General features: G+C 70.8%; 10 protein-coding genes and 1 pseudogene. 4 read left to right on the top strand and 7 right to left on the bottom strand.

The genetic code is table 11. From position 1 onward, the window contains the following. The 3 genes and pseudogenes from ACFC1F_RS40425 to ACFC1F_RS40415 all read right to left on the bottom strand — a co-directional run. A pseudogene (locus ACFC1F_RS40425) lies at positions 1–246 on the bottom strand (hypothetical protein); the annotation flags it as partial. Between the two features lie 296 nt (positions 247–542). After that, positions 543–1082 (bottom strand): NUDIX hydrolase, encoded by a 540-nt coding sequence (locus tag ACFC1F_RS40420; RefSeq protein ID WP_376166425.1) that lies wholly within the window; start codon positions 1080–1082, stop codon positions 543–545. 280 nt (positions 1083–1362) lie between these two features. Further along, positions 1363–2043, bottom strand: a complete 681-nt coding sequence (locus ACFC1F_RS40415; protein ID WP_376166423.1) for a hypothetical protein — start codon at positions 2041–2043, stop codon at positions 1363–1365. A 367-nt stretch (positions 2044–2410) separates the two neighbouring features. Here ACFC1F_RS40415 and ACFC1F_RS40410 point away from each other — a divergent pair, with 367 nt between their 5' ends. Next, the gene (locus tag ACFC1F_RS40410; protein WP_376166421.1) at positions 2411–3289 is read left to right on the top strand and encodes a DUF4328 domain-containing protein; all 879 of its coding nucleotides are present in this window, start codon (positions 2411–2413) and stop codon (positions 3287–3289) included. Between the two features lie 930 nt (positions 3290–4219). Here the strand turns inward: ACFC1F_RS40410 and rho are convergent. After that, positions 4220–5629, bottom strand: a complete 1410-nt coding sequence (rho, locus tag ACFC1F_RS40405) for a transcription termination factor Rho (RefSeq protein ID WP_376166419.1) — start codon at positions 5627–5629, stop codon at positions 4220–4222. 731 nt (positions 5630–6360) lie between these two features. Between rho and ACFC1F_RS40400 the strand changes: the two genes are divergently transcribed. Beyond that, positions 6361–7251: a hypothetical protein gene (locus tag ACFC1F_RS40400; protein ID WP_376166417.1), complete on the top strand. Its 891-nt coding sequence runs from the start codon at positions 6361–6363 to the stop codon at positions 7249–7251. A gap of 84 nt (positions 7252–7335) precedes the next feature. Here the strand turns inward: ACFC1F_RS40400 and ACFC1F_RS40395 are convergent, their stop codons facing one another. Next, on the bottom strand, positions 7336–8250 hold the full coding sequence (locus ACFC1F_RS40395) for a LysR family transcriptional regulator ArgP (protein WP_376166415.1): 915 nt from the start codon (positions 8248–8250) through the stop codon (positions 7336–7338). 69 nt (positions 8251–8319) lie between these two features. Here ACFC1F_RS40395 and ACFC1F_RS40390 point away from each other — a divergent pair, with 69 nt between their 5' ends. Next, a complete protein-coding gene (locus ACFC1F_RS40390) occupies positions 8320–8943 on the top strand; it encodes a LysE/ArgO family amino acid transporter (RefSeq protein WP_376166413.1) in 624 nt (207 codons plus the stop codon). Positions 8944–9637: 694 nt separating this feature from the next. After that, the gene (locus ACFC1F_RS40385) at positions 9638–10045 is read left to right on the top strand and encodes a hypothetical protein (RefSeq protein WP_376166411.1); all 408 of its coding nucleotides are present in this window, start codon (positions 9638–9640) and stop codon (positions 10043–10045) included. A 250-nt stretch (positions 10046–10295) separates the two neighbouring features. On the opposite strand, the gene ACFC1F_RS40380 is transcribed toward ACFC1F_RS40385, so the two are convergent. Both ACFC1F_RS40380 and ACFC1F_RS40375 read right to left on the bottom strand, forming a co-directional pair. Next, positions 10296–10535 (bottom strand): hypothetical protein, encoded by a 240-nt coding sequence (locus ACFC1F_RS40380; protein WP_376166410.1) that lies wholly within the window; start codon positions 10533–10535, stop codon positions 10296–10298. 40 nt (positions 10536–10575) lie between these two features. After that, positions 10576–11334: helix-turn-helix domain-containing protein (locus ACFC1F_RS40375; protein WP_376166408.1), on the bottom strand; the 759-nt coding region annotated here is incomplete at its 5' end.

Below are 11334 nucleotides of genomic sequence, written 5' to 3'. Positions count from 1 at the left end.
GGCGGTGGCAGTAGGCGTCCCGTCGGCGGCGTAGCGGGTGATCAGCTGGTAGCCGAAGTTCTGCTCGGCGGGCTCCGCCGAGCCGGTCGCGTGCGCGCGGTAGCGCCGCAGGCCGGCCAGCACGTACGTGTCGCCGGCCGCCGTCGCCACCGCGTGGTCGGCCCTGAAGCCCCATCCGCCGGCTTCGGGATCGAGGCGGTGGAGGCCCAGCAGGGAAGCGGGCGCGGTGATCGGCAGCAGTGTCATGACCTGCATCCTCTCCCCTGCCACCGACAGCGGAGCAGGCCACCCCCTCACACGTCCCCGCAGCTCACCGACGTAGATGGCCCGGGTGCGTCGGAGGAGCCGTCATGTCGCCCGGGCGTGCGTCTGCTCACTCCCGGCCGCCAGGTGTCGGCCGCGCTCCAGAGTTCGCCCCACAGCGGTCGCGGGCGGCGGGTCGGGTGGTGGTGGCTCCGTTCGGTCACGGGGGCCTCCCGGGCCGGGCGGGTGAGCTGAGGTGCCAGGCCCGCCCGCCCGCCCGCCCACCCGCCCACGCCGGGCTACAGGAGCCGGAGGCAGTCCAGGGCGAGGTAGGCGGCGGCGGTGTCGGTCATCTCGCCCCTGCGGAGCACGCGGGTGCGGAACTCGGGCAGGGGCAGGGTGACCACGTCGATGAACTCCGTGCGCTCCGGGGTCGGCTCGGCGACCTTGACGCAGTTGGTCGCGAAGAAGGCGACGCGCAGGGCGTCGGAGTAGGCGTCGTGCCAGTACGGTCCGGCGGCGTTGACCTCGCCCCGGTAACCGGTCTCCTCCAGCAGTTCCCGGGCGATGGCCTCGGCCGCCTGCTCGCCGGGTTCGATGAAGCCGCCGGGCAGTTCGTACAGCACGCGGTCCGGGCCGGGCCGGTACTGGCGGGCCAGGATGACGTGCTGGTCGGGGGTGAGGGCCAGCACCGCACCGGCCGGGCGCTCACGCTTGAGGTAGAACTCCTCCTTCCGTCCGTCGGGCAGCTCGAAGTCGACACGGTCGACGGACCGCCCGAACTTGCTGAACTTGGTGGTGCGTTCGATCTCGCGCCACGACGCGGTGGTGTCGGCCATGGCCAGGACTGTACGACCCGGGGCCCGGCCCGGGTGCTCGGTGCGCCTCCGGCCGGCAGCCGGACCCTGACGGCGGGTGGGGCGCGTCCAGCAAACCACCGGATCGGGTGACGGTGGCAGGGCAGATCCGCAGGCGGTCCGGGCGCCGCTCGCTACGACTCGACCAGCGCAGCAGCACCCGGGCCGAACTCGCCCGACCAGGCCGGATCCATCACTTCACGGCACCACATGGACTCCGGCTCCAGCACGCCGAGCACCTCATCCGAAGGATCGACAGCGTTCAGTCCGTTTCCGGGTCCAGCCACGGGTAGCCGATCTCGGAGATGTCCTCAGCCAGGTCCGCCAAGCTGACCTCAGGGTTCAGCAACGACACGAGTTCCTGGTCCAGCGGCCGCAAGGCCTGAACCTGGCTCACCGCCCCCAGGTCGATGGAGACCTCGTAGTACTCCTCGGCGAAACGCTGGAACGCCTCCGGCGAACGGTCGACCAGGAGGCTGAACAGGCTCGTCGCCCCGTCAGGATCGACAGCACCCTCGGGGAAGTCGATCGTCCCGTGGTGCCACCGCTCGTCGGTCGGCCCCCGCCACAAGCAGGCCGTCACGACGGGCACCCCCTCGTCGTCGGTGAACGCCGGCTCCTCGACGAAGGGCTTGAAGAGCTCGGGGACCTCGTCGACAACGCCCGGCCAGGGCTCGCCGTCGTTGCCGAAGGGGCTCATCGGCGATTCGTGATCGAAGCCCCGCACATAGGCCCCGGCCGCCGAGAAGACGATCGAGTACTCGTCTCCCGACCCGTTGCGCATCGACGCCATCTCCTCACCGTCGGCCCAAGCGGCGTTGTAGGAGTAGTAGCGCCCCTCCCAGTCCGGGCTCAGGATCGCATCGAGCATCGCCAGTGAACGACACAGGTCCCGCAGGTCGGCGATGGCGGGAAGGCGGCGGGCCACGTCATAGACAGTCACATGCTCATCCAACCCGATGCCACCGACACCCAGGCCTCGTGTGACTCGGCAGGGTGGTTGTCGTCGGTAGCGCCACTCGACGCACGGTTTCCCGATCCGGTCAGCACCGACAACGCACCCGCCCCCGGATGCCGAAGGTGGACCGGCGTTGGGCGTCCGTCGCCGCCGACCCGGTGATCTGTCGGGTATGTGGCGAAACCGCCATTGAGCTGGGAATTCTCGCTGGCAGCCGACGTCGCGGATCCCCTAGAGTCGGCGCGCCCGTCCCGGTCGGGGTGGTGGCGTCCCGGCGTGCGTGGTCGAGCCCGCATGGCGATTCCCAGGAGTTGACGATCTGATGGTGTGTATGGCGTGCGGGGCACGCCCGGTGGGGACGGACAGCGGCCGCTGCTTCGGCTGCGCGGAGGCGGCTCCCGGCTGGGCGGCGGCGCTCCGTCCGGCGAACGGCCTTGCCGCGGCGGTCTACGTCCTGCTGGGATTGAACGCCGTCCTGGCGGCGGCGGTGGTCGCGGTCGACGTCCGGTGCGACCTGCTCCTGGGCCGGCTGCTGGACGGGTCGGGCGACGCCGGCCTCGACGACTTCGACGCGGTGGACTCCGTGGCGGAGGCGCTGAACGGGGTGTTCCTCCCGTTGGCGCTGGCCACGGCCGTGATGTTCATCGTCTGGTTCTACCGGATCCGTGAGAACGCCGACCTGCTGCTGCCGAACGGGCACCGCCACGGCCGCGGCTGGACCATCGGGGCCTGGTTCACCCCCGTCGTCCTGCTCTGGTTCCCCTGGCAGCTGATGGTGGACTGCTGGCGGGCGAGCTCGCCGCTGGACGCCGAGGGACGACGACGCGCGCCGTCCGAGAAGGTGCTCGCCCTGTGGTGGTCCACCTGGATCGGCTCGATCGTCCTCGGCCGGATCGCGGCCGCCTCGATGCACCGCGTCGACCTGGCTGTCCTCGACAGCCTGGATGACCTGCGCAACACCATCCGGGTCGAGGCCGCCGGATCGGCGCTGCGCCTGGTGGCGGCGGTGGCGGCGATCCTGGTGGTCAACCGGCTGACCTTCATGCAGCAGGCCCGCCGGGCCGAGGTCAACCCGCTCGCGGCGAGGGTCGCCCAGGAGGCCCGGGTCCAAATCCTGGCGTCGCCCCCGACTGCGGCCACAGCACCCGCCGCCACGTCCGCGCCCGCCGCCACGTCCGCACCCGCCGACGCACCGCATGCCACCGCGCCGGAGGCCGGGCCTCCCGCCTGACGGTCCGAACGCCGTACCGCGTTGAACAGGTCGGCGGCGCAGCGTCCCGACCTGCTGCCGTGGCCCAGGTGGCGGATCCGCCGCTGCCACGGTGGCCAGGACCATGTCCGAACCGGCTTGGGCGCTGGGCCGTCGGGCGCCGCTACACGTGGGCCTTGGCCGCCTCGGCGTTCTCCTCCAGCCGGCTGCCGACGGCGCGCACGCTCCCTGGCCTCGCGGTCGTCGAGCCATCGATCGCAGGTCGCGCACCATCAGTTCGCGGAGCACGTCGGCATCGGCCGGCATCCTGACGCAACCGGAACGGTCACTGCCGAGACCGCACCTGCCCGCATCGGGTGGGCGCAGATGCCGAGTTGGGTCAGCAGGACGTCGTGGTTGGTGGTGTCGTTCATCGCCGATCCCGTTGGTGCGCAGCCGGGCCGACACGGCGACGCGGTGCTTCAGCGGGTCGACGGAAACGTGTGCTGACGGTGCCGGCGTGCGGGTGCTTGGGAACCGAGCTCGGCCGGCCGGGGGCCGCACGGCAGTCGACGGTCGGGTGCTCTGTCCTGCCCGCGGACGGCTACTCACTTCGCCTCGTCTGGGCGATCCTTCGCCAAGTCCCTGATGGGCCTGAACCGGTGGCTGGCTGTACGTCCTGGTGTGTGAGACATGCGGATGGGGGTGGGCTGACCGCCGCGGGACGTGAACGCAGGGAAGTGGTACCCGATCCAGGCGGTCGAGCTGTTCGCGCCGGTTGCTGGTACGACGCCACGGTCTGCGCGACGTCGAGCACGGATACGGCAGAGGCGGATCGTCGCTGCCGTCCCCACCTACTCCCCTTGATCGAACGTGGGCCGTTGTGACGGTCGGCTCTCCGGGCCCGTCCCGGCTGCGGGCGGCGGTCCGATCGGCTGAAGCCCTCCGCAAGGGAGGAGGTGGTTCGTCGGTTCAGGTCGCGCGGGCCGGGGAGCTGGTTACGACCTGGCGCAGGAGCTCGGCGTTGCCGGCGGTCCGCTTGAGCCGGTCCAGGAGCAGTTCCGCGGCCTGCTGGGCGTCGAGACCGCCCAGAGCCCTGCGCAGGGCCCACGTCGCGGACGTGCGGGCGCGGCCGAGGAGGAGTTCCTCATGGCGGGTGCCGGAGGCCTTGACGTCGACGGCCGGGAAGACGCGCCTGTCGGCGAGGCGTCGGTCGAGGCGAAGCTCCATGTTGCCGGTGCTCTTGAACTCCTCGAAGATCAGGTCGTCCATGCGGGAGCCGGTGTCGACGAGGGCGGTGGCGAGGATGGTCAGCGAGCCGCCGTTCTCGATGTTGCGCGCCGCGCCGAAGAGCCGCTTCGGGTGTTGGAGGGCCGTGGCGTCGAGGCCGCCTGTGAGGGTCCGTCCGTGGGAGGGGGCGGTGGCGTTGTGGGCGCGGGCGAGGCGGGTGAGCGAGTCGAGCAGGACGACGACGTCGTGGCCGAGTTCGACGAGGCGCTTGGCGCGTTCGACGGCGAGTTCGGTGAGGGCGATGTGCTCGCGGGCGGGCCGGTCGAACGTGGAGGCGATGACCTCGCCCTTGACCGAGCGACGCATGTCGGTGACCTCCTCCGGACGCTCGTCGACCAGGACGACCATCAGGTGGCACTCGGGGTGGTTGCGGGCGATCGCCGCCGCGATCGTCTGCAGGACGATCGTCTTGCCTGCCTTCGGCGGCGCCACGATCAGACCGCGCTGACCCTTCCCGATCGGGGCCATCAGGTCGATGACGCGGCCGGTCAGCTGCTGCCGGTCGGTCTCCAGGTGCAGTTGCTGCTGCGGGTACAGCGGCGTCAGTTCATGGAACGCGGGCCGGGGCACGGACTCCTCGACGGCGCTGCCGTTGACCGTGTCGATGCGGGCCAGCGACGGGCGGGAGGCGCCGCCCGCACGCGGGCGGGCCGCCCCCGTCAGGACGTCGCCGGGCCGCAGGCCGAGCGAACGCACCTGACCGGCGGGCAGGGGCACATCGGTGGGACCGGAGAGGTAGCCGGAGGTGCGCAGGACGGCGTTCCCCTCGCGGACGTCCAGCACACCGGCGACCGGGACGAGGTCGTTCCCCACGGTGCTGGCCGGCCGCTCCGGCCGGTCGGAGCGGCCACGCGTTCGCGGCGCCGGCAGTGCGGGACGGTCGGCGTGGCTTGCGACGTCCGCAGGCCGGGGACCGGCCGTCGGCGTCGGAGGGCGGTCGGTGGAACGCTCGGCGGTGATCGCCTCGACGAGTTCGCCCTTGCGCAGGCGGGCGGCGCCCGGGATGCCGAGGGCGGAGGCGAGCTGGTAGAGGTCGGCCCTCAGCAGGCCGTCCAGCGGCGTGGTGGTCGACGGTTCGGTGGTGGTCGTCACGAGAAGGTACTCCTGTGGTGTCGAAGGGTGTGGTGTCGAAGGGTGTGGCGGCGCGCGGGCCCGGCGTGGGTGGCACGGAGCAGCGCTGAGCGGCACAGCCGGCCGGGCGCCAGGAGCGGGACCGTGGTCCGGCCGAAGCCCCCGGGCGGGCGCGGGACGGTGGGCCAGGACGGTCGGCGCGGCCGCGTTCCGGCGGTACGCCCGGCCCCTGCACGGCCGCGAAAGGGACCTGGCAGGTGGAGTCGGTTGCCCGCCGGCGACGGTTCGCCGGAACGCTGCCGCGGAGGGCGACTCTCAGGTGTTGCCGATAGACCAGGCACGGAGCGCTGGACGGGCGGAAGTCCGCCGGTATCCGGGCCCGCCGTAGCGGGGTGCCCCGGTATGCAGTGGCGCCTGGTTCCCGCACCCTGAGGGGTGGGCGTCCAGCGTCGCCTTCACTGCAGGGTAGCACCGCGGTGCACTGTGGCGCTTCGGAATATCCGGCGTGGCGCCCACACCGCCGTGCCGCCTGGCTGCCCAGGCCGCCGCTGTGCCCCGGCCCAGCGCATTGCGCGACTTCCTCGCACCGTCGGGGCACCGACCCTCGGGCAGGACGGACGCGGCGGTCGGGTCCTCCCTCGTGAAGGTGCCCGACATCTGAACCGAGGCGGGCATCGCAGGGACGCGTATCCGCTGCTCCTCTACGCTGTCCGGGAAGATGACGATCTGTCAAAAGTGATCAGGGGGCCTCGTTGGCCATCGAGGCCAAGGCCGCCCTGGTGGAGGCCGGGGCCACCGCGATCGTCGAACGGAACCAGCGCCGTGCCGTGACCGCCGCCACGGCGAAGGCAGCCAGAACGGAGGGCGCCGAGGGGTGCGCCCGAGCCGGATCCCCGACCGTCAGGACGGTCAATGACCCAGCCACTGAACCGACTGTCCCCCGCGCACAGGACGGCCGCGAGCCGCGAATCAGCAGCCGGCCGAGCCCTGCCGCCCGCCCGGCCACCCGACGGCCCGTCTGGGTCAAGGCCCTCGTGGGCATCATCGCGATGGCGGCCCTGACAGGGACAGGGTTCGTCGTCTACGAGCAGACCCGGCCCGGCCTCCAGGCGGCGGACCTGCTGCAGAAGATCGACGTGGCGAGGTTCGCCGGGGTGCAGACAGGTGGGGTATATGAGTGGAGTTACGGGGCTCCGAACAACCTGTGCCGGAAAGGGCCGGATGGCGGTTCCGATTGGTCCGAGCACGAGTGGGGGGATCCGTCGGTCACTCACTGCCTTTCCAATCCTGGCTCCAGCGCCTGGGCCGTACTCGTGGACCTGAGCCACTACAGTTCGCAGGCCGAGTCGTCCTTGGACTCGACGACGTTCATTTCCGCGGACCAGCAACACGGAAACGCCTCCGCTCTCGGGTACTCGTATCACGCCGTGACGGCGCCGTCGGGAATGACCGCCATGGCGACGACGGCCTACAGCTTCGGCTCCCACCACACAAGACAGGATCTGGAGATCGTCGACGGGGCGTACCGGGTCCACGTGGAAGTCGTGCTGGAAGACACGCCAGGACAACCGCTCAACGACATCAGCCAGATCGCCGAGCTGATCTTCAAGCGAATGCCCGCTCCACCGGGGACCACCCACTGACCGTTGCATCTGCAGCTGCCTCGGGCGTGGTACGGCATCACAGCGCCGTGAGGCGGCCGGACGGCCTGGGAGCGCCCGGGCGGACTATGGCCGGCGGGTGGGTTTGGCCAGCAGGGCCTTGGCGGCGGCCGTCGCGACGACCTCGGCGACCGTGGACAGGGCGGGCGAATCCAGCTTCCACTGCTGCCAGTACAGGGGGACGTCCATGGGGCGGGCGGGTGCCAGTTCCACCAGTCGGCCGGCCCGCAGCAGCGGCTCGGCCTGCGGTTCGGGTACGAGACCCCACCCGAGACCGGCGGCCACCGCGTCCCGGAACCCGTCCGAAGCGGGCACCAGGTGGCGGGTCCGACCGGCGCCCGACCGCCCCCGGGTGAGGGACCGGACGAACGCGTCCTGGAGCTCGTCGCGCCGGTCGAAGACCACGGTGGGGGCTTCGCACAGGTCCTGGGCCAGCTCCCCGGCGAGATGACGGGCCGCGAACTCCGGCGTGGCCACGGCCAGGTAGCGGGCCAGCCCGAGCCGCCGCGCGGTGCAGCCGGCCACCGGTTCGGGCGAGGAGGTGACTGCGGCCATCACCTGGCCCTCGCGCAGCAGGGCGGTGGTGTGGGACTCGTCCTCCCGGTAGAGCTCGAAGCAGATCGGCGGGTCCTGTGGCACCTGGGTGAGCGCGGGCAGGAACCAGGTCGCGAGGGAATCGGCGTTGACCGCGATCGGGACCCGGGCCGGGCCCTGCTCGGCCGCCAGGCCCAGTTCGTCGCGGGTGTCGCGTTCCAGGCGGGCCAGCTGGCGGGCGAAACGGACCACCACCTCGCCGGACTCGGTGAGCCGTACCGGCTTGGTGCGCAGGAGCAGGACCCGCCCGGTGCGCTGCTCCAGGGCCTTGACGCGCTGGCTGACGGCGGAGGGGGTCACGTGCAGGGCGGCAGCCGCGGCGTCGAAGGTGCCCTCGTCGACCACCGCGAGCAGGGTCCGGACCTGGTCCAGGGGAAGCTCGTCCATAAGTACGGCTAAGGTTACCTAAGAATCTTTAGCTGTACTCATGGATGAGCGGTCCATACGGTCGAAGCCATGAACAGCAGCACCATCGCCGCCGTAACCGCCGGTTTCGGTACCGGGCTCTCCCTCATCGTGGCCATCGGGGCCCAGAACGCATTCGTCCTGCGCCAGGGCGCCCGCAGGCACGCCGTCCTCGCAGTGGTCGCCATCTGCGCCGTCTCGGACGCGGCGCTGATCGCACTCGGCGTGACGGGGGTGGGCACGGTGGTCACGGCCTGGCCGGCGGCGCTGACCGCAGTGGGCCTGATAGGCGGAGCATTCCTGCTCTGCTACGGCTTCCTGGCGGCCCGGCGGGTGCTGCGCCCGGATCCGGCGGCCGCGCTCACCGGCGGAGGACCAGAGGCGGGGTCCGTCCGGCGAGCGGTCCTGACCTGCCTGGCGATGACCTGGCTGAACCCGCACGTGTACCTCGACACCGTGCTCCTGCTGGGCTCGCTCGCCTCCAACCACGGCGACCTGCGCTGGGCCTTCGGCACGGGCGCGGCGCTGGCCAGCCTGTGCTGGTTCGCCGGCCTGGGTTTCGGCGCCCGACTGCTGAGCGGCGTCCTGTCCCGGCCGAAGGCCTGGCGGGTGCTGGACGGCCTGGTCGCGGTGACCATGCTGGCGATGGGCGCGATGCTGGTCGCCGGGGCATAGGGCGACCTGACCGCCGGACGAATACCGCAGTTCCGGATTCATCCGGTTACCAGCTGTCCAGGGCCTGCGGCACGGGTGCATGCGCATCGAGCTTGACGAGACCGACCGCCCCTACCGTTGGACACTGCGCAGCCACTGCTGGCGGGGCATACGCGGCGACGGTCGGCAGCCCGGCCCTGCTCACATCGCCCCAGACGCTGGAAATTGGGCCGCAGTGCGTGCAGCGCCATATGGCAGCGATGGACATATGAACGAGCCTGAGAAGGATTTCTGCAAGTGGCCGAGTCGCCGCATTATCTGCACCTAGGCATGCGATGCCTCCGAGTTGACAATTTACCACTCCAACAAGGAACGAAAGGGCGGTGGAATTTGGCCCGGGAGCAACGGCAACAGCAGGAAGTGCGAAACCTGCCGTCATTGTGCATGCAATGCAGCATGACAGCCGCCCAATATGTCAGAAGCTGCCGCTAATTCGCATCACGCGATGGACTGTCACAGCAATGCGACGGGCAGGTTTTTCGGGCAGCATATGCTGGATCACATGAAGGATGGCCCCGCAGTGGACTGTCATGCCCAGATCCGCACCTGACGTGCGATTGCGGTGGCAGGCGGAGGTTTGCACTCACTGTTGCACTGAGTGCGAAATTGATATTCTGGCCCACGGCCGATCCGACCGAAACGCCTGGAAGGCACGATGACCCGCTCCTCCACTGCTGCCCTGCTGGGTGCAATGGCCCTGATTCTGCTGGAGACGATCGCGATCGTCCTCTTCTTCTGCATTGCCATGCCGCTGCTTGCGGGCGGTATCGCTTTCGAGGATGAGATGGCGCCCACTCCGCGCCTCCTGCCGTATGGGTTCCTTTCGGTAGGGATTGTCATGATTGGGATCAACGGTTGGGCGGCTCGGGGCCTGTGGGCGATGCAGTCGCCGAGTAGGAGGTCCCGTGGTTCCTCTGCCCTGGTGGGGGCGGGATCCGTGCAGGCCGTGCTGCTTGGTTACGGTCTGCTGTCGGGGGAGCACCTGTTCACGCTCTTCGCGGCGACAGTGCTGGCTCTTCTCTCCGTACTCGTGAGGCCCGCATTCGCAAAGCCTTCGGCTTGACGCGAGGGGCGCTGCAGCGCCCATGAGGCAGGGGATCGGCACCCACACAGGTGCCGAACCCCTGCTGTGTCCCGACGCACTTGGGCGGCCACCTGGAGGCTGCGAGGCGCGCCCTGCGCGGTCGTCCGCGACGGCCTTGATGCTCGACACCTGCGCGTCGCAAGAGCCGGTCGGCCTCCCGCTGGCACGGGTGGCCGACCGGTGAGCACGTGGTGCTGTGGCGGCACCGGCCCCCGGTGCTGAGCCGGCTTCAGTCCCGGATTGCTGTGAACCAGGGGAAGTCGTCAGTGTTGCGTATCTGGGTGAGGGACGTGAGCAGGCCGTTGTCGTCTTTGACATCGCGCAGCCAGAGGACGGGTGCGAGGCGTGCTGCGAGGTCGTCGGTGACCGTGGTGTCGAGAAGGGTGTCGAGGTCGGCGGGGATGTCGAGGTCGGCGGGGATGGGGTCGTCGGCCGCGACCCCGACCGCCCCCTCACCACCCCCCTGCACGTCGAACTCACCCTCATCGGCCGGCTACCCACCGCCACCTTCATCCGCCTCCGCGGCGACTGACGCTCTCGACGCCCCGTCCCTGTGGATCGGGCCCTCGGACATCACTGGGCGCCACGCCGTACGCGGTGCGGAAGACACGGCTGAAGTCCGCGTGCGCGCGGAATCCCCAGCGGGCGGCGACGTCCCCGATCGTGCGGTGGCGCAGCCGCGGGTCGACGAGGTCGACACGGGAGCGCTCAAGACGGCGACGGCGGATCGTGGCGGCGACCGTCTCGGGCCGCGTCCGGAACAGCTGGTGCAGGGTGCGCAGCGAGATGTGGTGGTGCGCGGCGATGACGGCCGGGCACAGCTCCGGGTCTCCCAGGTTGTGCTCGATGAAGGTGTCGACGCGCGCGAGCAGCACCTGCTTCCGGGTCTCCACGGGCAGCTCGTCGCGCGCGTCGAGCAGGCCCGCGAAGTAGGCGGTGGCCAGATCGACACCGATGGCGCCCGTCCGGCGGAGCTCTGCCGGGCCGCCGTGGCCGGCACTCTCGAGGAAGCTGGGCAGGAAGTGCCCGAGCAGCACCCCGGCGGGCGATCGGACGGCGAGGGAACGGCCCAGCAGACGCTCCATCCGGTCGGCCTTCAGCGGCACGGCGGTCCGGGGCAGTTGCATCAGCGTGACCCGGTGCCCGCGGTCGTCCCGGGGGAAGAAGTCGGCCGTCAGCGGGCAGGAGGTGTCGAACACGGCCAGGATGCCGGTCGTGAGGCTGGCGACGTTGCGGGACTGCTCCAGCTGGATCGGGCCGCCCTGCAC

Source organism: Kitasatospora sp. NPDC056181 (assembly GCF_042266225.1).
GTDB lineage: Bacteria > Actinomycetota > Actinomycetes > Streptomycetales > Streptomycetaceae > Kitasatospora.
This window is presented reverse-complemented; position numbering and strand designations above follow the sequence as displayed.